Raw genomic sequence first — 20,175 nt, forward strand, 5'->3', positions numbered from 1 at the left:
AGTTCGCGCGCTGGCCCTGAGCTTGCGCGCTGGCCCTGAGCTTGCGCGCTGGCCCTGAGCTTGCGCGCTGGCCCTGAGCTTGCGCGCTGGCCCTGAGCTTGCGCGCTGGCCCTGAGCTTGCGCGCTGGCCCTGAGCTTGCGCGCTGGCCCTGAGTTCGTGCGCTGCTGCCTTCGGGTGGATGCCCTGCCGGGGGCAGGCCGGGTTGGTCAGCTGAGCAGGCCGCGGGCGTAGGCGGCCTGGCCGGCGTGTTGGGTGTCGTCGTCGAGGATGCTGATGAGGCGGACGCCGAGGGTTACCGGGGGGTCCCAGGCGTCGTCGGCGATCCGGTCCAGGTCCTTGTCGGTGAGGCCGGAGAGGTAGCCGGCCGTGCGGGCGTGGACTGCCTCGTAGTAGTCGATGAGTGCTTTGCTGCTGGTGGGGCGTACCTGGGTGACCTGGTCCGGGGTGTGGCCGTAGCCGGTGTCGGACGGGTCGGGTTTGAGGCCGAAGCTTGCCGCCCAGGTTCCCGTTTCGTAGATCTGGTCCTCGCCGAGGAGGTCGGCGATCTGACTGTCCTGCCCGCGGGCGAGGTGCCAGACCAGCCAGCCCACCGTGTTGGCGCCGGGGGCCGGTGCCGTGGCGAGCTGCTCGGGGGTCAGGTCTTTCACTGCACCCTTCACGAGGTCGGGGAGCCGGCCGTGGATTTCGGCCAGGAGTTCGTTCGTCTTCATGGGGTCAATGTTCCCCGGTCGTCTCGGATGTATCCCGGAGACGACGAAGCTCCCGCACTCAGGGGGAGTGCGGGAGCTTCGGACGCTTGCGGAACTATTCGGAGGGCTGGGGTGCCGGTGCCAGTTCCTGCTGGGCGCCGCTGCCACTACCGCTGCTGTCCTGTTGCTGGGTGCCGTCCAGCTCCGACTGGTCGCCGGTGCCGCCGGTGGAGTCCGGCTGCGGGGCGTCCGTGGTCGGCTCCGTGGTCGGGCCGTCCTCGGGGGCTGAGGAGGTCGCCGTGCTGGTCGGCTCGGCGCTGCTCGCCGTCGAGGGGTCCTCGGCCGGGTCGGTGCCGTCTGCCGGGGCCTCGGAGGGGGCCGTCGACGTTTCCGTGGACGGCTTCTCGTCGGTGGTGTCGCTGGACTTCTTGTGGCCGAAGACCGTGCTGCCGGTGGCCGTGCTGCCCGTGACCGAGGCCGAGAGCGGCTTCTTGGTGAACGCCTCGATGATGCTGATCGAGCCCATGGAGAGCGCGAAGAGCACCGCCGCCGCGAGACCGATGTGGCCCCAGCGGATCTTCTGGCGCGGCTTGACCGCCGGGACGGCGGCGTCTTCCACGACGGCGTCGTCGGGGACGGTGTGCGCCGGGTTGTCCTCCTCGGAGGCGGCGGCGACGGCTGGGGTGCCGATCGCTGCCGGGGCCCGGATGAACGTGGGCGCGACGGTCTGCAGTGTCTTCGTGCCGCGTTTCAGGGAGTTGTTGAAGATCTCCGTTCCGACGGAGCCGACCACACTGGCCAGCGCCGCTCCTGCCAGAGTGCCCGCGACTCCCAGGAAGGAGCCCAGCACCGCTGCGGCGATCGCAGCCAGGGTTCCGGCGACGACCTTGCTGATCTGGATACCGGACCACAGACGGTCCGGTGCTTGCTCGGTCATGTCCTCCTCACACAAAACTGTTGATTCGGTGCGCGTCTGAAGCTTCAGCCTTTACCGATGCGCTCGGAGCTAAACCATCCACGGTCGGCCAGAGCCTCACGAAGCGGGCGCACGTGCACGCCCTCCGCGGCCATGCGCCGCCGGGCCAACCGGCGTGTGCGCAGGATGCCCAGCACGCCGATGGCCATCAGAGCGTATTGCACGGACATGGCGACCTTGAAATCCGTGATGTCGTAATCGGCACGGCCACCCGTGCGGGCGTCGAGGATCAGCCCCACGAGCTCGATGGTGACCAGCGACGCGACGAAGCCGCCGACGTTGACGATGCCGGTCGCCGTGCCGAGCCGGTTGGGCGGGTTGAACGTGCGGGCGAACTCGAAGCCGATCATCGAGCCGGGGCCGCCCAATCCGAGCGCCACGACCAGGATCAGGAGCACCGCCATCGGCGCCCGGCCGGGCCACGCGATCACGAGTCCCCAGCCCAGCGCATTGGCGGCGACCACGGCGAGCACCACCCACGAACGGCGCAGCGGGTGCTTCTGCACCACGACACCGATCAGCGGGCCGCCGATCATGCCGACGAGCACGAAGAGCGTGAGCAGGGTGCTGGCGGTGCCGCGGGACAGCCCCTCGCCCGCGATCAGGAACGGGTAGCCCCACATGAGCGCGAAGACCGTACCCGTGAACTGGGTCGTGAAGTGGGTCCACAGGCCGAGACGGGTGCCGGGGTGCTGCCAGGCCGAGCGCAGGTCCTGGCCGAGCTTGCGGGCGGATATCGCCGCGCCCGTGTTGACCCGGCGCTCCGGGGTGTCGTGCAACGCGACCAGCGCGAGGATGGCCACGAAGAGCCCGGTGGCGGCGGCGCTGACGAACGCGGTGGTCCAGCCCGGCCCGGCGAGCAGCGCGGCCAGCGGCACGGCGCTGAGCACCTGGCCCAGTTGCCCGACGATGCCGCTGAGCTGGTTGACCACCGGGACCCGTTTGGTCGGGAACCACTGCGGCACGAGGCGCAGCACGCTGATGAAGGTCATGGCGTCGCCCGCGCCGACCAGCACCCGGGCGATCACCGCGCCGGTGAGCCCGTCGGCGAACGCCATCAGCAGTTGCCCGGACGCCATGATGAGCGCGCCGGCGACGATCAGGCGCAGCGACCCGAACCGGTCGAGCAGCACCCCGACCGGGACCTGGAGCCCGGCGTAGACGAGCAGTTGCAGCACGGCGAACGAGGCGAGCGCGCCGGCGCCGATCCCGAAGCGCTGCTGCGCGTCGAGCCCGGCCACACCGAGCGAGGTGCGATGCAGGACAGCGACGACGTACGCCGACAGAGCGATTCCCCACACCGCCCATGCCCGGGCCCCGCCTCGCATGGTCATCCACTCCGTCCGCTCGCGTGCCTCCAACCTTTCTCCTGCACGGGGCCGGACGGCAACGAAACACGTCACAAACCGGGCGTGTGTCCCGTCACGGAAACGAAATACAGTCGGAGCATGACGATGTTGAGCAGGGTGGCCGGCGCCGCCGCCGACCGGGCGCTGGGGCTGCCGACCAGCGCGGTCGCGTACGAGATCAGGAAAGACGTCGCGGTTCCCATGCCGGACGGCATCTCCCTGCTCGCCAACCACTACGTCCCGGTGGGTCAGGAGAAACCGCTGCCCGTGGTCCTGATCCGGGTGCCCTACGGCCGGTCCGGGCTCTACGCGCAGATGTTCGCCGCGCCCCTGGCCCGCCGTGGCTTCCAGGTGTTCATGCAGGCGACCCGCGGCACGTTCGGCTCCGGCGGCCAGTTCCGCCCGTTCACGACCGAGCGTGAGGACGGCCTGGCGACGCTGGCGTGGCTGCGCGAGCAGCCGTGGTGCGACGGCCGGATCGCGATGACCGGTGGCAGCTATTTCGGGCACACCCAGTGGGCGGTGGCGCCGTACGCCGACCCGCCGCTGGTCTGTGTCTCCCCGCACATCACGTCGTCCGAGGTGACCGGCACGCTGTTCTACAACCACGGCGCGCCGCAGATCCACACCGGGCTGACCTGGTCGTCGTCGATCGGCCGGCAGGAGCGCAGCGGGCTGCCCGATCCGCGGCTGCGCGGCCGGGTGCACGCTGCGTTGCAACGGCTGCCGTTGCAGGCGGTTGATGTGGCGGTGGCGGGCGCCCCGGTGCCGTTCTGGCGGGACTTCGTCGCGCATTCCGAGCCGGGTGACGAGTTCTGGTCGGAGGCGAACCACAACGACGCGGATTTCAGCCGGATGCCGCCGGTCAGCATGGTCACCGGCTGGTGGGACCTGTTTCTCGCCGGCACGATGACCGATTACACCGCGTTACGCGCCGCGGGAGTGCCTGCACGGATCGTGGTCGGCCCGTGGTTACACGGTGAGCCGGGCGAGCTGCGCATGGTCGCCAAGACGGATCTCGCGTGGCTGGATCATCACCTGCGCGGCGGCCCGCCGCCGGAGGACGCGGCGCCGGTCCGGGTCTTCCTCCAACAGGCCAACAGGTGGCTGGCGCTGGGCGAGTGGCCCCCGGCGGCGACCCGGGCGCAGCCCTTCCACCTGCGCGGGGACGGCGGGCTGACCGCGGAGCCCGAGGCGTCGGCGGCCCCGGGCACGTTCACCTACGATCCGGTGGACCCGACCCCGACGGTGGGCGGCCCGCTGCTGCAGCCGCCGGGCAAGCAGGCCGACAACGCGGTGGTCGAGCAGCGCGCCGACGTCCTGGTCTTCACCGGCCCGGCGCTGACGGCCGATCTGGATCTGGTCGGGCAGGTCAAGGCCCAGATTTATGTACGCACAGAGCTCCCGCACGCCGACGTCTTCGTCCGCCTCTGCGACGTCGACCCGAAGGGTGTCTCCCGCAACATCGTCGACGGCATCCGCCGCCTGGACCCCCGCACCGTCCCCGGTGACGACGTCACGGAGGTCGCGGACGGCGTGCTGGCGGTGGACGTCGAGCTGTTCCCGACCGCCTACCGGGTCGGGGCCGGCCACCGGGTGCGCGTCCAGGTCAGTGGTGGCGCGTTCCCGCGTTACGCCCGCAACATGGGCACCGCGGAGCCGTTCGGCACGGCGACGCAGGGCCGTACCAACCGCTTCGAGGTCTTCCACGACGCCGATCACCCGTCGCGGGTGGTGCTCCCGGTCTTCCCGGCCGCCGGGGGCTCGGATGTGGGAAAGCCGGTCAGCCAGTCGAGCAGCTGAGCGTTGACCGTGCCGGCCGCCTCCAGCTGCAGCCAATGCCCGGCGGCCGGCACGGTCACCTCGGTGAGATCCGGGCACGTCGCGCGCATGCCGGTGAGGATGGCCGGGGCGGTGAGGTCGATGACCGGGTCGAACTCCGCGCCGATGAACAGCACCGGGACGGTGAGTGGCCCGCCCGTCGCTGCGTAGTCCGCGTTGGCCCGGTGGTTCAGGTAGTAGGCGGTCGGGCCCGCGAATCCGTTGCGCTGGAACGAGCCGGCCAGCTCGGCGAAGAGCCCCGGGGTCAGCACGGACTCGTCCAGCGGCAGGTCGGGCGCCCGGTCGCCACCGCGGAACCAGCCCCCGTCCGCGGTGGTCGTGGCCGTGGGCGCCGGACGGCTGCTCGCCTTCGGGTTGCCCCGCCGGAAGAGGGCCCGCACGGTGGCTGACGGGTCGGCTTCGAAAACGGCTGTCACCTGCGAGGGGAATCGCTCGTAGTAGGCCATGTAGTCGAACTGCCCGTACGGATAGCTCTCGTCGGGGTAGCGCTCCCGGTCGACGAGCCCGACCAGCGCATCGAGCCCCAGCTCCACGGTCCCGAACGGCACAGCGAGCGTCGCCACGGCCCGGCAGCGTGCGGGGTGGTGCGTCGCGATGTTCCACACCGTCGGACTGCCCCAGTCATGGCCGACCCAGACGGCAGGTGCGGCGCCGAGCCGATCGTGCAGCTCCAGCAGATCACCCACAACCTCTTCCTGACGGTACGCACTGGGCTCGCCGAACACGGGCGAGCCGCCGTACCCCCGCAGATCGGGCGCGACGACGTGGTAGCCCCGAGCCGCGAAGTAGTCCAGCTGTCGCACCCAGGTCAGGCCGATGCCGGGCCACCCGTGCACGAAGATGATCAGCGGCCCGTCATCCGGCCCGTCCTCCACGAATGCCAGCTGCGCCACGCTATCGGCCCCCTTCGATCAGCTCCTTCGCCAGATCGTAGGCGTCGGCCGCCGCCTGCCCGTCGTTGCGCGAAGTCGACAGAGCGGTCGCGCCCTCGTACAGCAGAGCGAGCCGGCGCCCCAGCAGCTCGGCGTCGGCAATGCCGGCCTCGGCGGCGGTGTCGGCCAGCCGTTGCCGGAACGCGTCCTTGTGCCGCGCGACCGTCTCGGCGATCTCGGACATCTCCCCGGCGGCCTCGACCGCGGCGTTGTGGAACGGGCACCCGCGCACGGGCCGCCGGCCGCGCGTCTTCAACGTGGCGAAAACCTGGATCAACCGCTCGCGTGGTGCCAGGTCGGTGCGCGTCAGCTCCTGCTCGGCCGGCATCGGGGTTTCCGCGTCGAACCGTTCCAGGTACGCCGCCACCAGCGCGTTCTTGCTCGGAAAGTGCTGATAGAAGGTACGCGTCGACACGTGCGCGACGTCCGTCAGCCGGGCGATCCCCGTGGCGTGGATGCCGTCGGCGTAAAAAAGCTCGGCGGCGGCCGCCAGGATCCGCTCCCGCGCGCCGCGGCCGCCACGCGTACCCGTTGTTGCGTTCACAACAGAAGTATAGCGATCGTTGTACTTTCCCCGTCGGGCTGCGTTACCGTGCCGAAGGAAAGTGATCGCTTTACTTCTGGGAGAACCCGCATGAGCACAGAAACCGGGCGCAGCGAGCGACCGTGGCTCGCCCTGGTCGCGGTCTGCCTGGGCGTGATGATGACCTTCGTCAACATCACCGCCACGGTCGGCTCGCTGTCGGCCATCCAGGCGGACCTGCACGCCTCCGCCACGACGATCGTGTGGGTGACCAGCGCGTACAGCCTGGTGGTCGCGGGGCTGACGCTGTCCATGGGCACGCTCGGGGACCTGCTCGGGCGACGCCTGGTGTTCCTCGCCGGGACCGCCGTGCTGGGCGCCGGCAGCGTGCTGGCCTTCACCGCCCACAGCGCCGGGGCGCTCATCGCGGCCGAGGCGGTGATGGGCGCGGGCGGCGCGATGATCCTGCCGACCAGCCTCACCATCGTCAGCCACAACTTCCCCGACCCGCACCAGCGCACCGAGGCGATCAGCATCTGGGCCGGCGCCTCCGGGCTCGGCCTCGCCGCCGGGCCGATCGTCGCCGGGGCGCTGCTCGAGGGCTTCTCCTGGCACAGCGTCTTCCTCGCCAACGCCGTGCTCGCGGTCGTCGTGCTGATCGTCACGCCGCTGCTGGTCGCCGAGAGCCGGCACCTCGGCCGCCGGCTCGACGTGCCCGGGCTGCTGCTGGCCACCACCACGGTGACCGCGCTGACCTACGCGATCATCGAGGGCGGGCACAACGGTATCGGCGCGGGCAGGGTCCTGACGGCGCTGGCGGTCTTCGTGGTCGCGCTGGCGCTGTTCGTCGTCGTCGAGCTGCGCAGCGCCGATCCGATGCTCCAGCTGCGGCTGTTCCGGTCGGTGGCGTTCAGCACCGCGATGCTGGTCGCCGTGGCCGCCATGTTCGGCTTCGGTGGCGTCCCGCTGCTGGTCGTGCTCTATGTCCAGCGGGTTCAGGGAGCTTCGGCGCTGGACACCGGGTTCCAGCTGCTACCGCTCTTCGTCGTCTACATCGCCGTCAGTGCGGTCGCCGCCAGGCTGGCACGGCGTGTGGGGCTGCGCGTGATGCTCGGTGGCGGGCTCCTGATCACCGCGGCCGGCGCAGCGCTGTTGCTGATCACGCCCGCGCACCAGTCGTACGCTCATGTGTGGCCTGGTCTGGTGCTTTTTGGTCTTGGGGAGGGTCTGGTCCTGGCTCCGGTGACCGCCGCGGCCGTGGCCAGTGTCGGCGCTGAGCGGGCGGGCATGGCCAGTGCCGCGCTCAACATGTTCCGCCAGATCGGCAGCGTGCTCGGCACCAGCATCCTGGGCACGATCCTGACCAGCCACTTCGCGTCGAAGCTCGCGGAGGCCGAGGCGCCGCCGACCGCTTTCACGGAGTCGGTGCACCTCGGCTTCGCGGTCGCCGCGGTCGTCTTCGCGGTGGTGTCCGTCCCCGCGTGGCTGTACTCAGTGCGCAGAAAGGCTGTGCAGACCGAGCAGGTGCCGGGTGAGCCAGCCGACCGTCTCGCGCAGGTACTCCGCCCGTGACGAACGGTGCAGCAACTCGTGGCCCTCGCCGGGGAAGAGCAGGTAGCGGTGCTCGACCCCGCGTTCGGCGAGGGCCTCGACGACCTGCTCGGCCTCGATGACCGGTACGTTGCTGTCGTTCTCGCCGTGCACCACCATCAGCGGCGCGCGGAGGTTGTCGATGCGGGTGATCGGCGACAGATCGCGCAGCAGGTCGGCGTCGCGGACCGGGTCGCCGTACTTCGAGACCGCCGCCGCCGCGATCCACGGCTCGGTGTGCTCGTAGAACGTGGCGAAGTTCGACATGCCGCAGACGTCGATGCCCACCGCGAACAGCTCCGGGTAGGTCGTCAGTGCGGCCAGGGTGAGGTAGCCGCCGTACGAGCGGCCCATGCAGCCGACCCGCTCCGGGTCGGTCACGCCCGTCGCGACGAGGTGCTCGACGCAGGACTTCACGTCGGCGATGGCCCCGTAGCGCAGGGCGCCGTTGTCCGCGTTGACGAAGCTGCGGCCGAAACCGGACGAGCCGCGCACATTCGCCGCGAACACAGCGATGCCCCGGTCGACCAGCGACTGGAACAGCGGGCCGTGCCCGGGACGCTCCTGCGCCTCGGGCCCGCCGTGCAGCCAGAGAACCGTCGGGTGCGGGCCGGGGCCGAGCGGTTCGAAGAGCCAGCCGCTGATCTCGAGCCCGTCGTGGGCGGCGAAGCGGCGCAGCGTGGGGTGGATCGCCTTCTCGACGACCTCGTCCACCGACACGGGCACCAGCCCGCCCGGCAGAGTCCAGGTCCATACGCCGTGCGGCTGTCCCGGCCCCTCGGCGGTGAAGGTCAGCGTGCTGCCGTCGGAACTCCACGCCGGCTGTGACACGACCCAGCCGGGCAGTTCCACCGGCATGCCGTCGACGGTCAGCGCGGACCGGCCGCCGTCGACGTTCCACAGCACGGCGAGCTTGGTGCCGTCCGAGGTGAGCGCGAAAGCCTCCACCTCGGCATCGTCCGATTCGGCGCGGAGGACGGACCCCTGCAGCAGGACCGGCCGCTCACCGGCGTCGCTGCGGGCCCACACCGAGCCGTCCGGGCCGAAACACGCCTGCTCGCCGCTCGTCACGTACTCGTCGACGCCCGTGGCCAGGTCGCGGACAGCGATGTAGCGGCTGCCCCGCGGACCCTGCCGCAGCAGGGCGCGGGACCGGTCCGGGGAGACGTCGAAGAGCGAGATCAGCTCGCCGGTGGCGATGTCGGCGCGGGTGCCGTGCTCGGCGTCGACCAGCAGCGTGGTCGTGAGGTTCTCCGTGACCGCGAGCAACGGGCGCCCCGGCAGCCAGCGCACGTTCTCCGCGCTGTCGGTGCTGAAACCCGCGACCTGGTGCAGCGCCGAGCCGTCCGGGCGGACCAGCCAGACCTCCGTGCGCGGGGCGCCGCCGGGCGCCAGCACGCAGGCCAGCCAGCCGCCGCCGGTGGACCAGTGGACCGAGACGACCGGTTCCTCGCCGGTGTCGACGAGGAACGTCAGCTCACTGCCGACCGGCTGCACCCACACCTTCGGGGAGCCGCTGCGGTCGGACACGTATGCCGCATGCCGGCCGTCGGGCGACAACGCCGGCGACCAGCTGCCCGACACTTCCGAAGGATAAGTACCCCTCGTCGCCCATCCAGCGGGCAGAACAGTGACGTCGACACGGTTGAGCTGACCGGTCATACGGGTCCTCCTTCGGTTGCTAGATCCCCTTGTCCTGCAGCCACATCTCGAGAAGAGCGAGCTGCCACAGCTGGTTCGCCCCGAGCTTCGTACGAGGAGTGTTCGGGTCTGCCAGGAGCGCGTCAACATACTCCGGGCGAAATAGTGCTCGTTCACGGGCCGCTGGTGCGTGAAGTGCCTCGCGAACCATCTCCAGCATCGTGCCTTCCAGGTGCCGGATCCCCGGAACCGGGAAGTATCCCTTGGTCCGGTCGATCACCTCGTCGGGCACGACCCCGCGGGCGGCGTCCTTGAGCACGCCCTTGCCGCCCTGCGCGAGCTTCAACTCGGGCGGGCAGGCCGCCGCGAGCTCGACCAGTTCGTGATCCAGGAACGGTACGCGCGCTTCGAGGCCCCAGTCCATCGTCATGTTGTCGACCCGTTTGACCGGATCGTCGACGAGCATCACCTGGGTGTCCAGCCGCAACGCCGCGTCGACCGAGGTCTCGGCGCCGGGCCGGGCGAAGCTCGCCGCCACGAATTCGCGGCTCACGTCGGTGTCGATCAGCCACTGCGGGTTCAGCTGGCGGGCCAGCTCACGGTGGGGACGATCAAAGAATTCCTGGGCGTACGCGTCCACAGCGCGATCACGCGGCACGTCGGCGAGCGGGGGGTACCAGCTGTAGCCGGCCAGGATCTCATCCGCACCCTGCCCCGACTGCACGACCTTGACCTGCTTCGCGACGTCCTCGCTGAGCAGGTTGAAGGCGATCGCGTCATGGCTGACCATGGGTTCGCTCATCGCCGCGACCGTGCGGGCCACGGCGGGCAGGAACCGGTCCCGGCCGATCCGGATCTGGTGGTGCCGGGTGTCGAACTGCTTGGCGATGATGTCCGAGTAGGCGAACTCGTCGCCGCTCTCCCCGGCAGCGGACTCGAAGCCGATCGAGAACGTCGTGAGCCCGCGCTGGCCCTGCTCGGCGAGCAGCGCCACGATGTACGACGAGTCGAGCCCGCCGGAGAGCAGCACACCGACCGGCACGTCGGCGACCATCCGCCGCTCGACCGCGGTGCGCAGCGAGGCGTGGATGGCCTCGGCCCACTCCTTGCGGCCCGACGGGGTGGCGATCCGGGTGTGCGAGGCCTCCCAGTAGACGGTCTCGGTGGAGGTGCCGTCGCGCTGGATGATGCGTACGGTGGCCGGCGGCAGTTTCCGCACCCCCGCGACGATCGTGCGCGGCGCCGGGACGACCGAGTGGAACGTCATGTAGTGCTGCAGCGCGACCTTGTCGATCGAGGTGTCCACGTCACCGGCCGCGAGCAGCGACGGCAGGTTGGACGCGAAGCGCAGCCGCCCCGGCGTCTCCGCGAGGTAGAGCGGCTTGATGCCGAGCCGGTCACGGGCCAGCATCACCGTGCCGGTGGCGTGCTCGAGGATCGCGAAGGCGAACATCCCGAGGAAGTGCTGCACACAGTCGGCGCCCCAGCGGTGGTACGCCTTGATGATCACTTCGGTGTCGGAGCTGGAGAAGAACGTGTAGCCGTACCCGCGCAGCTCCTCGCGAAGCTGCTGGTAGTTGTAGATGCAGCCGTTGAAGACCAGGGTCAGGCCGAGCTGCTCGTCGACCATCGGCTGGGCGCCGGATGCGGACAGGTCGATGATCTGCAGCCGCCGGTGGCCGAGCGCGACCGGCCCCTGGTGCCAGAGGCCCTCGGCGTCCGGGCCGCGGTGCTCCAGGCAGGGCAGCATGCGGCGGACGGCCTCGGGGTCGGCCGTCCGGTCGTCGAACCTCAGTTCGCCGCCAATTCCGCACATAGTTTCTCAACCTCCACGGGTTCCGTTTCGGGGGTGTGTCCAAGCTGTGACAGTGCTGACCAAAGGGCGGTGTTATTCGCCCAGCAGCCAGGTGTCCTTCGAGCCGCCGCCGCGTGAGGAGTTGACGATCATGCTCCCGGCGGGGGCCACCCGGGTCAGGGCCGCGGGGGCGACCACCGATTCCCGGCCGGTGAAGACGAAGGCGCGCAGGTCGACGTGGCGCGGGGCGAGCTGGTGACCGTCGAAGACAGGAGCCGTCGACAGCTGCACGACCTCCTGCGCGACCCAGCGGTGCGGGGCCGTGCGGATCTGGCGGCGTACGGCGGCCAGGTCCTCGGGGCTCGCATGCGGCCCGATGACGATCCGGTCGCCGCCGTAGCCGTCGACGGGCTTGAGCACGAGCTCCTCGAGCCGGGCCAGCACCTCGACGCGCTGCTCCGGGATGCCGCAGAGGTACGTCTTGACGTCCTGCAACAGCGGCTTCTCGCCCAGGTAGTACTCGATCATCTTCGGCACGAACGCGTACACGGCCTTGTCGTCGCCGATCCCGTTGCCCAGCGCGTTGGCGAGCACGATCGTGTCGGCGTGCAGCGCGGTGACCAGGCTCGGCCCCAGCGGCATGCCGTCCGCGCCGGGGGAGTGGACCAGGCTGTCCTCGCCCATCCGCAGGTAGATGACGTCGACGCGGTGCTTGCGGCCGCTGACGATCCGGTAGACGCGGCCCTCGTCGACGAGCAGCTGGGTGCTGCGGACCAGCGGGATGCCCATCTCCTCGGCGAGCATCCGGTGCTCGAACCACGCCGAGTCGTCCGGGCCCTGGCTCAGCACCACGAGCTGCGGGTCGTCACCGGCGGCCGGGCCCGCGGCGTCCAGCAGTGCCTGCTTGAGCAGCTGCGGGGTGCCCTCCGGGCTGAGCAGGTCGTCGGGGCGGGGCAGCTCCGGCAGTACGGACTCGGCGAGCCGGCGGTTCTGCATGGAATACGCGATGCCGGACGGCACCCGAAGGTTGTCCTCCAGCACCCGCCAGTTGCCGTCGCCGTCGAGCACCAGGTCGACACCGGCCACCTGGGCGCGCACACCGGGCCGGTCGACCAGGGCGCCACTGGGACGCAGCTCGGGGGAGCCGTCGATGACCCATTCCGGCACGATGCCGTCCTGGACCACCTGGCGCTCGGCGTACACGTCGTTGACGAACGCGTCGAGTGCCCGGACCCGCTGCACCAGGCCGGTGCGCAGCTCCTTCCAGTCGGTGGCCGGCACGATCCGCGGCACCAGGTCGAACGGGAAGAGCCGGGTCGCCGCCTCGCCGGCCACGCTGAACGTGATCCCGCGGGCGCGCTGCTCGTCGTCCTTGGCGTCCTCGCGGCGGCGCAGGCCGGCCGGTCCGAGTGCGCTCAGAACATTCAGGACGCCTTCGTACGCGGGAACGACGTCCCCGCCCGGGAAGGCCTCGTCGCCCGTGGAGGCGTACGGCGTGAGCCCGGCCGGAACCGTCTGGCCCCCGGGCCCGATGCCGGTGGCGCCGCCCCGGGTGTCGGCGACCACGAGATCGACCACATCGGAGAGCCGCCCGCGGCGGGCCATGGCACGGCGCTGGCGTGCCGCCGAGCTGCCCCGGCTGAGCGCCTGCACGGAGAGGTCGAAGACCTGCTCCCAGTCGCCGAGCTCCTCCAGCTGCGGGCGCAGATCGCCGACGAGGCGCTCCACGGCGACCGCGGCGGGCACCGGCACGGGCGAGCGCGGCAGGTCGAGCAGGTCGCCCTCCAGCCCGGAGCGGGCAGCGCGCCACATCGCCGCGCGGTGCAGCGGCGGACGGGTCACGACCAGCGGGCGCCCGGCCCGGTAGTCCTGCTGGGCGCGCAGCACGAGACCGCGGAAGAGCCCGGCGAGCAGCACCACGGTGTCGACGTCGGGGCTCGAGTCGGTGACCCGGAGCTCGACGGTGGGCAGGTGCGCTGACGGGCGTACATCGAAATAGACCATCTTGGGATCACTGATCGTGCCGGACGCGATCAGATCGGCGACCAGGGCGTCGTGGTCGGCGGCGTCCTTGACGACACCGCTGTCCCCGGCCGTGGGCCAGCGCATCCAGACCAGCGACCGGACGCTCGCATAGCCGCTGTCCTCGCCCATCCAGTAGGGCGAGCTGGCGGAGATGCCGAGCAGCACCGGCAGCGCGGGGGCGACCCGCTGGGCGATGGAGACGGCCTCGTCGCGGTCCGCGATGCCGACGTGCACCTGGGCGCCGCAGATGAGCTGCTCACGGGCGAGCATCTGGTATTCGTCGACCATCCGCTGGTAACGCGAGGTCGGGGTGACCGGCAGCGAGTCGAGGTCGACGATCGGCATCGTGCCCGCCGCGACCAGGCCGAGCCCGAGCGACTCGGCGACACCGATGGCCCGGCGGCGCAGCGTCACGATCCCGTCGCGCAGCTCGTCCAGGCTCTGGGCGACCGGGGTGTTCGTCTCGACCACCGAGCGGTGCAGCTCCGCCGAGTAGTTGGCGCCGTCGAGTTGCTCCAGGATCTCGGGCGCGCGCGGCACCAGCTCACGGGTCTTGAGATCCACTACGTGGAGCTCCTCCTCGGCGCCGAGCGTGAGGTCGGTGCCGACCACGCCGCTACCGTCGCTCTCGCTGACCTTGAGTGACTCCGTCATGTTCCAGACCCCTAGCTGTCGCGCTCGCCGTCTCGGGCTTTCCCGGAGCCTTGTCAGCTCGTGTACCGAAGCTGTGACGTGCCCATTTCCGGCCTACGTCAAGCATGACGATCGTGACACCCCGCGCTGTGTGCGCAGGGGCGGTGCGCGCAAGTGCTCGCGGGAGCGTGCTTCCGAACGCAAATACGCGTGGGCTTGTGCAATTCTTCACGAGCGGTTGGAATCGCCGCCGCCGGGCACTTAACCTCCGTTAATCATTGCCGCTGTTCGCACGATTCCCCCAGGAGGCGATCATGTCCGGCGAGAAGTATGTCTACGATTTTTCCGAGGGCCACAAAGATCTGAAAGAGCTGCTCGGCGGCAAGGGTGCGAACCTCGCCGAGATGACCCGGCTCGGGCTGCCGGTCCCGGCGGGGTTCACCGTCACGACCGAGGCCTGCCGCGCCTACCTGGCGACCGGGAGCGCTCCGGACGAGCTCGCCGGACAGATCGACAGCCATCTCGCCGCCCTGGAATCGACCATGGGCCGTCACCTGGGAGATCCTTCCGATCCGCTGCTGGTGTCGGTGCGCTCCGGGGCGGCCTTCTCGATGCCCGGCATGATGGAGACCGTGCTCAACGTGGGGCTCAACGACGCCAGTGTGGCCGGGCTCGCGGCCCAGGCCGGCGGCGACGAGCGGTTCGCCTGGGATTCCTACCGCCGGCTCGTGCAGATGTTCGGCAAAACTGTCTGCGACGTGCCTGGTGACGATTTCTCCGACGCGCTGGAAGAGGCGAAGAAAACGCGCGGTGCCACCAATGATCTGCAGCTCGACGCGGCCGACCTGCGTGCACTCACCGAGCGTTACAAGCACATTTTCGCCAAGCACACCGGGCACGAGTTCCCACAGGAACCGCAGCTGCAGCTGCGCCTGGCCATGGAGGCGGTCTTCCGGTCCTGGAACGCCGAGCGCGCGGTGCTCTACCGCCGCCAGGAGCGCATCCCCGCCGACCTCGGCACGGCCGTCAACGTCGTCGCGATGGTCTTCGGCAACCTCGGCCCGGATTCCGGCACCGGGGTCGCTTTCACCCGCGACCCGGCCACCGGCGCGCAGGGCATTTACGGCGATTACCTGCAGAACGCCCAGGGTGAGGACGTCGTCGCGGGCATCCGCAACACCGTCGGGCTGGAGGAGCTCAAGGAGCTCGACCACCGCTCGTACGATCAGCTTATCGAGATCATGGCCCTGCTCGAGGGGCACTATCGTGATCTCTGCGACATCGAGTTCACCATCGAGCGCGGCAAGCTCTGGATGCTGCAGACCCGGGTCGGCAAGCGCACCGCCGCGGCCGCGTTCCGGATCGCGGCGCAGCTCGTCACCGAGGGCGCGATCGACCTCGACGAGGCGCTGCTGCGGGTCAACGGCGCCCAGCTCGCGCAGCTGATGTTCCCCCGCTTCGACCTGGCCGGTGAGCCCGCCGTGCTGACCAGCGGCATCGGCGCGTCCCCGGGTGCCGCGGTGGGCAAGGTCGTGTTCAGCGCGGCGCGGGCGACCGAGCTGGCCGCGGCGGGCGAGGACGTCATCCTCGTGCGGCGCGAGACGAACCCCGAGGACCTCGCCGGGATGATCGCCGCGAAGGGCATTCTCACCGCCCGCGGCGGCAAGACGAGCCACGCGGCGGTCGTCGCGCGGGGCATGGGCCGCACCTGTGTCTGCGGCGCCGACGCGGTGGAGATCTCCCGTGACCGGTTCACGGTGGCGGGGCGTACGGTCGCCGAGGGCGACGTCATCTCGATCGACGGCACCAGCGGGCGGGTCTACCTCGGGCCCGTCCCCGTGCGCCCCTCCGAGGTCGTGCAGTACTTCGAGGGTGAGCCGGTCGACTCCACACTGGTCGAAGCCGTCCACACGCTCATGGACCACGCCGACGAGCGTCGCCGCCTCGCGGTGCGCACCAACGCCGACACCGGGGCCGACGCCGCGCGGGCCCGCCGCTTCGGTGCGGAGGGCATCGGCCTGTGCCGCACCGAGCACATGTTCCTCGGCGATCGCAAAGAGCTGGTCGAACGCCTGATCCTGGCCGGCGCCGACGGCGATCGCAAGGCCGCCCTCGAAGCCCTGCTGCCCTTGCAACGCGCCGACTTCGTCGAGCTGTTCCGCGCGATGGACGGCCGCCCGGTGACCGTGCGCCTCATCGATCCGCCGCTGCACGAGTTCCTGCCGTCGCTGGAGGAGCTCGCCGTCACCGTGGCGGTGGCCCGCGAACGCGGCGAGGACCACGCCGAAGAGGCCCAGCTGCTCGACGCCGTGCGCCGGATGCACGAGCAGAACCCGATGCTCGGCCTGCGTGGCGTACGCCTCGGACTGGTCATTCCCGGCCTGTTCGCGATGCAGGTCCGCGCGATCGCCCAGGCCGCCGCCCAGCTTGCGGGCGAGGGCCTCGACCCGCAGCCCGAGATCATGGTCCCGCTGGTCGGCGCGGTGCAGGAGCTGGAAATGGTCCGCCAGGAGTGCGAGCACATCGTCGAGGAAGTCATCAGCGGCACCGGCGTCCGCGTCCTGATCGGCACGATGATCGAGGTCCCCCGGGCCGCCCTCACCGCCGGCCAGATCGCCGAGGCAGCCGACTTCTTCTCCTTCGGCACCAACGACCTCACCCAGATGGGCTGGGGCTTCTCCCGCGACGACGTCGAGGGCGCCTTCTTCTGGCGCTACCTCGAGCTGGGCATCTTCGGCATCTCCCCCTTCGAATCCATCGACCGCGAAGGCGTCGGCCGTCTGATCCGCATCGCCACCGACGAGGGCCGAGCGGTCAAACCCGACCTCAAGATCGGCGTCTGCGGCGAACACGGCGGCGACCCCGAATCCGTCCACTTCTTCCACGACGTCGGCCTCGACTACGTCTCCTGCTCCCCGTTCCGCGTCCCGGTCGCCCGCCTCGAAGCCGGCCGCGCGGCCATCACCCGCTCCTGACCCCGGCTGCGTGGCCGGTCGCGCTGCTTTGATCCGGCTGCGTGGCCGGTCGCGCTGCTTTGATCCGGCTGCGTGGCCGGTCGGGCTGCTGTGAATCCGGGTGTGCGGGCGGTCATGCGGCTTGGGGACGGCTGTGCGGGCGGTCATGCGGCTTTGAGGCCGGCGGGGCGGCGTGAACGGGCGATTCCTGCGGCCGTCGCGATCAGGACCAGGGCGACTTCGAGCGTCCCGTACGCGACGGCCGTCGGTTTGAGCCCGAACCGCTCGACGGCGAGCCCGGCCGCGAGCGCCGGCACACTGAAGGCGAGATAGCTGACGATGTACATCGTCGCGAACGTCTCTCCTCGCTGGGCATCGGGTGCCGCATCGCCGAGCGCATTGATGGCGGACCGGAACGCCGCCCCGAAGCCGACCCCGGCGACCACCGACCCGGCCAGATAGAGCGGCACCGAACTTGTCAGCGTCGCCGCGATCGTGACCAGAACGCCGACGGCGAGAGCTCCATAGCCGGCCCACTCGCGAAGGCGCGGCGGCAGGACCGTCGACACGACAGTGCCTGCTATCCCCGAGGCGAAGAACACCCCGAGCACGATGCCCACGACGAAGTGACTGTGCACCCCGAGGACGGTGCTGAGAATCGACGACCCGAGCGACAGGTACAGCCCGGCGAGCGCCCACGTCGCGCCGATGGACGGCACCAGCGCGACGAAGACCGGTCGCGTGACCTGCGGAAGCCCTGCGCTGGGCAGCAGTGCCCGCCAGATCGACGTCCGCGGGGCCGGCTCGGGGCGGGCGCTCTCGGGAATCCACCACACGAGCGCTGCCAGCACCAGATAGCCGACAGCGAGGACCCAGAAGACGAGTTGGCGGGGGAAAGGTGCGAACTCCACCAGGGCGCCGGCGAGGACCGCCCCGACGGCGATCCCCAGTGAGGGGGCCGCGCTGCTGACGATCGAGCCGGCGCGCGGGTTCGGCGCCGCATCCATGATCACGGCCGTGGTGGTGCCGGTGGCCGCGCCGACGGCGAAGCCCTGCACGATTCGCGCGGCCATCAGTCCACCGGGACCTCCCGCGATTGCGAAGAGCAGCATGCCCAGCGCGAGGAGAACAAGGGCTCCGGAAGCGACGGGCCTGCGTCCCACCCGGTCGGAGATCGAGCCGACGGTCAGCAGCGCGGCGAGCAACGCGAAGACGTAGACGGCGAAGACGACCGTCAGTGTGAATGCGGAGAAGCCCCAGAGGCGCTGGTAGACGGGATAGAGCGGTGACGGCGCCGAGGCGGCCGTCAGAGTCGCGGTGCCTGCGGCTCCGGCGACGAGGAACGAGACTGGACGGTTGAGCACGAGACCCTCCACTACCTCCACTGGAAAGCAATGGTCTTTGCTTTAAGCACCGTAGGGCAGCGTCTTGTTAAAGCAAAGATATTTGCTTAAGGTTGTGACGTGCCTGACCGAGTGCCCACCAGTCGCCCCGGAGGGCGCAGTGGCCGGGTGCGGACCGCGATCTACACGGCGGTCGGTGAGCTCATGGGCGAGGGCGTCGACAAGATCAGCTTCCCCGTCATCGCCGAGCGGGCGGGGGTCAACCCGACAACGCTCTACAGGCGCTGGGACGACGTCAACGCGCTTCTCGAGGAAGTCGCGGTCGCCGCTCTCACCCGGGACGGCGAGTCATTGCCCGACACCGGATCACTCGAGCGGGACCTGACCGAGTGGGCGACCCTCATCGCCCGCGACATCACCCGTCCCGAGCGGGTCCGATATCTGCGCGCGATGGTGTCGGCGCGCGTCGAGATCGTTTCCCGCTGCGTGCTCACGGAGACGCGGCGCGAGCAGGCGGCGGAGATGGTCCGCCGGGCCGGCGAACGCGGCGAGACGGCACCGACGGTCGCGCAGATCCTCGACCACGTCATCGCGCCGCTCTACTACCGTGTCGTGTTCGCCCTGCCGGTTGATCACGACCACGCACAACGGCTGGTCGGCGATGTGCTGGTCATGGCCGGCCGACCTCAGCCTTAGACAGTGCTGCTCAGTCGTAGACGATGAAGACGACGGAGTGGGTGTCTGATTCGAGGTAGAAGGTGCCGTGATCGGTTTCGCCCAGTGACCACGTGTCGCCGAAGTGCAGCTTGTCCTTCAGGGCGGCGGGGATGATCGGTGCGGTGCTGACCTGGTTCCAGTCGCCGCTGTTGCGGAAGAGCTGAAATTCCGCGGGGGTGAGCCGGGCGACCCCCTGCTGCCAGAGGCCGGCCTGCTCGTCGCCGGTGGTGACGTCCTTGGTCTCGTCGTTGACCCAGTAGGCCTCCTCGACCTCGCCGAGATACTCGACCCGCTCGACCGTCTTGCCCTTGGTGCTTCGAACGGTTTCCTCGGACGATTCCGAGCAGCCGCCGAGCAGTGCGGCGGACAGCAGCAACGTCACCGACGCGACCTTCATCATGCCGCGGATCGTAACGAGCGTGATCCACCGTGGACTATCCTCCGGGCGTGCAGAATGCCCTGGTCATCGGTAACACCGACGGTATCGGTCTGGCTTTGACGCGGCGGTTGCTCGCCGGCGGGTGGGTGGTCACCGGGGTGTCGCGGCGCCCGGCCGTTCTCGACCATGAGGGGTACGCCCACCTGACCGCTGACGTGACCGCGGCGGACTTCGGTGCGGCGTTGGAGGGGGTCGGCGACGTGGACCTGTGTGTCTACGCCGCCGGGGTGGGGGAGATGCTCGACCTGGCTGACCTGGGAGCGCAGACCCGGGCGATCGAGGTCAACCTGGTCGGAGCCGCGCGGGCCGTCGAGGTGGTGGTGCCGCGGATGGTGGCGGCGGGGCGGGGGCATTTCATCGGGCTGTCCAGCCTCTCGGACGTGATGGTGTCGCCGGAGGCCCCCGGGTACGCCGCTTCCAAGGCCGGGCTGAGCGCCTACCTGCTGTCGTTGTCGGCGGCGGTGCGCCCGCACGGGGTGGCGGTGAGCACGATCCGGTTCGGGTTCGTCGATACGAAGATGGCGAAGGGTGCGGTCAAGCCCATGATGATCACGGTGGAGCGGGCTGTGGACGTGGTGCTGGGCTGTGTGCGTACCCGTGCTGTGGTGGTGTCCTTTCCCCGCCGGATGGCGGCGGCGGCCATGGTGTTGCGGCCGCTGCTCCGGGTGCAGGCGCGGCTGAGAAAGAGCTGAGAGTACCCGGAAGTATTGCTCTGCGTAACAGTGC

Annotated in this window: 15 protein-coding genes; 5 read left to right on the forward strand and 10 right to left on the reverse strand. The window is 70.2% G+C overall.

All coding sequences use genetic code 11. From position 1 onward, the window contains the following. Nucleotides 1–207: 207 nt before the first annotated feature. The 3 genes from Aco04nite_RS32310 to Aco04nite_RS32320 all read right to left on the reverse strand — a co-directional run bounded on the left by Aco04nite_RS32310 (nt 208) and on the right by Aco04nite_RS32320 (nt 3,027). Nucleotides 208–711 (reverse strand): mycothiol transferase, encoded by a 504-nt coding sequence (locus Aco04nite_RS32310; protein ID WP_213001034.1) that lies wholly within the window; start codon nt 709–711, stop codon nt 208–210. A gap of 94 nt (nt 712–805) precedes the next feature. Continuing rightward, complete coding sequence (locus Aco04nite_RS32315; protein ID WP_213001035.1) at nt 806–1,627, reverse strand: hypothetical protein; 822 nt, start codon at nt 1,625–1,627, stop codon at nt 806–808. 44 nt (nt 1,628–1,671) lie between these two features. Further along, the gene (locus tag Aco04nite_RS32320; protein ID WP_244876451.1) at nt 1,672–3,027 is read right to left on the reverse strand and encodes an MFS transporter; all 1,356 of its coding nucleotides are present in this window, start codon (nt 3,025–3,027) and stop codon (nt 1,672–1,674) included. An 87-nt stretch (nt 3,028–3,114) separates the two neighbouring features. Between Aco04nite_RS32320 and Aco04nite_RS32325 the strand changes: the two genes are divergently transcribed. Further along, complete coding sequence (locus Aco04nite_RS32325) at nt 3,115–4,818, forward strand: CocE/NonD family hydrolase (RefSeq protein ID WP_213001036.1); 1,704 nt, start codon at nt 3,115–3,117, stop codon at nt 4,816–4,818. On the opposite strand, the gene Aco04nite_RS32330 is transcribed toward Aco04nite_RS32325, so the two are convergent. After that, nucleotides 4,734–5,750 carry an alpha/beta hydrolase gene (locus Aco04nite_RS32330; protein ID WP_213001037.1) on the reverse strand — a complete coding sequence of 339 codons (1,017 nt, stop codon included), beginning with the start codon at nt 5,748–5,750 and terminating at the stop codon, nt 4,734–4,736. The two genes, Aco04nite_RS32325 and Aco04nite_RS32330, sit on opposite strands and share 85 nt — an antisense overlap. Nucleotide 5,751: 1 nt before the next feature. Next, nucleotides 5,752–6,333: a TetR/AcrR family transcriptional regulator gene (locus Aco04nite_RS32335; protein WP_203839053.1), complete on the reverse strand. Its 582-nt coding sequence runs from the start codon at nt 6,331–6,333 to the stop codon at nt 5,752–5,754. Nucleotides 6,334–6,423: 90 nt separating this feature from the next. Here Aco04nite_RS32335 and Aco04nite_RS32340 point away from each other — a divergent pair, with 90 nt between their 5' ends. Continuing rightward, nucleotides 6,424–7,884 carry an MFS transporter gene (locus tag Aco04nite_RS32340; protein WP_213001038.1) on the forward strand — a complete coding sequence of 487 codons (1,461 nt, stop codon included), beginning with the start codon at nt 6,424–6,426 and terminating at the stop codon, nt 7,882–7,884. Here Aco04nite_RS32340 and Aco04nite_RS32345 read toward each other — a convergent pair. The 3 genes from Aco04nite_RS32345 to Aco04nite_RS32355 form a co-directional block, all read right to left on the reverse strand. Then, nucleotides 7,804–9,486: a S9 family peptidase gene (locus Aco04nite_RS32345; protein ID WP_244876452.1), complete on the reverse strand. Its 1,683-nt coding sequence runs from the start codon at nt 9,484–9,486 to the stop codon at nt 7,804–7,806. The genes Aco04nite_RS32340 and Aco04nite_RS32345 overlap by 81 nt on opposite strands. 97 nt (nt 9,487–9,583) lie before the next feature. Continuing rightward, complete coding sequence (locus Aco04nite_RS32350; protein WP_213001040.1) at nt 9,584–11,359, reverse strand: N-acetylglutaminylglutamine amidotransferase; 1,776 nt, start codon at nt 11,357–11,359, stop codon at nt 9,584–9,586. A gap of 72 nt (nt 11,360–11,431) precedes the next feature. Continuing rightward, nucleotides 11,432–14,017: a carboxylate--amine ligase/circularly permuted type 2 ATP-grasp protein gene (locus tag Aco04nite_RS32355; RefSeq protein WP_213001041.1), complete on the reverse strand. Its 2,586-nt coding sequence runs from the start codon at nt 14,015–14,017 to the stop codon at nt 11,432–11,434. 293 nt (nt 14,018–14,310) lie between these two features. On the opposite strand from Aco04nite_RS32355, the gene ppdK reads away from it, so the two are divergent. After that, nucleotides 14,311–16,971: a pyruvate, phosphate dikinase gene (ppdK, locus tag Aco04nite_RS32360; RefSeq protein WP_213001042.1), complete on the forward strand. Its 2,661-nt coding sequence runs from the start codon at nt 14,311–14,313 to the stop codon at nt 16,969–16,971. 143 nt (nt 16,972–17,114) lie between these two features. On the opposite strand, the gene Aco04nite_RS32365 is transcribed toward ppdK, so the two are convergent. Beyond that, nucleotides 17,115–18,314 carry an MFS transporter gene (locus tag Aco04nite_RS32365; RefSeq protein WP_213001043.1) on the reverse strand — a complete coding sequence of 400 codons (1,200 nt, stop codon included), beginning with the start codon at nt 18,312–18,314 and terminating at the stop codon, nt 17,115–17,117. 99 nt (nt 18,315–18,413) lie between these two features. On the opposite strand from Aco04nite_RS32365, the gene Aco04nite_RS32370 reads away from it, so the two are divergent. Then, nucleotides 18,414–18,989, forward strand: coding sequence for a TetR/AcrR family transcriptional regulator (locus tag Aco04nite_RS32370; RefSeq protein WP_244876453.1), 576 nt, complete (start codon nt 18,414–18,416; stop codon nt 18,987–18,989). Nucleotides 18,990–18,999: 10 nt separating this feature from the next. On the opposite strand, the gene Aco04nite_RS32375 is transcribed toward Aco04nite_RS32370, so the two are convergent. Beyond that, entirely contained in the window at nt 19,000–19,410 is a 411-nt protein-coding gene (locus Aco04nite_RS32375; protein WP_213001044.1) for a hypothetical protein, read from the reverse strand. 47 nt (nt 19,411–19,457) lie between these two features. Here Aco04nite_RS32375 and Aco04nite_RS32380 point away from each other — a divergent pair, with 47 nt between their 5' ends. Further along, on the forward strand, nt 19,458–20,141 hold the full coding sequence (locus tag Aco04nite_RS32380; protein WP_213001045.1) for an SDR family NAD(P)-dependent oxidoreductase: 684 nt from the start codon (nt 19,458–19,460) through the stop codon (nt 20,139–20,141). Nucleotides 20,142–20,175: the final 34 nt, after the last annotated feature.

Source organism: Winogradskya consettensis, assembly GCF_018332715.1.
GTDB classification, from domain to species: domain Bacteria; phylum Actinomycetota; class Actinomycetes; order Mycobacteriales; family Micromonosporaceae; genus Actinoplanes; species Actinoplanes consettensis.

What these genes read in the sequence shown, in the direction of transcription:
- Aco04nite_RS32310 (WP_213001034.1), bottom strand. Translation starts at nt 711, where the DNA reads ATGAAGACGAACGAACTCCTGGCCGAAATCCACGGCCGGCTCCCCGAC.
- Aco04nite_RS32315 (WP_213001035.1), bottom strand. Translation starts at nt 1,627, where the DNA reads ATGACCGAGCAAGCACCGGACCGTCTGTGGTCCGGTATCCAGATCAGC.
- Aco04nite_RS32325 (WP_213001036.1), top strand. Translation starts at nt 3,115, where the DNA reads ATGACGATGTTGAGCAGGGTGGCCGGCGCCGCCGCCGACCGGGCGCTG.
- Aco04nite_RS32340 (WP_213001038.1), top strand. Translation starts at nt 6,424, where the DNA reads ATGAGCACAGAAACCGGGCGCAGCGAGCGACCGTGGCTCGCCCTGGTC.
- Aco04nite_RS32350 (WP_213001040.1), bottom strand. Translation starts at nt 11,359, where the DNA reads ATGTGCGGAATTGGCGGCGAACTGAGGTTCGACGACCGGACGGCCGAC.
- Aco04nite_RS32355 (WP_213001041.1), bottom strand. Translation starts at nt 14,017, where the DNA reads ATGACGGAGTCACTCAAGGTCAGCGAGAGCGACGGTAGCGGCGTGGTC.
- ppdK (WP_213001042.1), top strand. Translation starts at nt 14,311, where the DNA reads ATGTCCGGCGAGAAGTATGTCTACGATTTTTCCGAGGGCCACAAAGAT.
- Aco04nite_RS32375 (WP_213001044.1), bottom strand. Translation starts at nt 19,410, where the DNA reads ATGATGAAGGTCGCGTCGGTGACGTTGCTGCTGTCCGCCGCACTGCTC.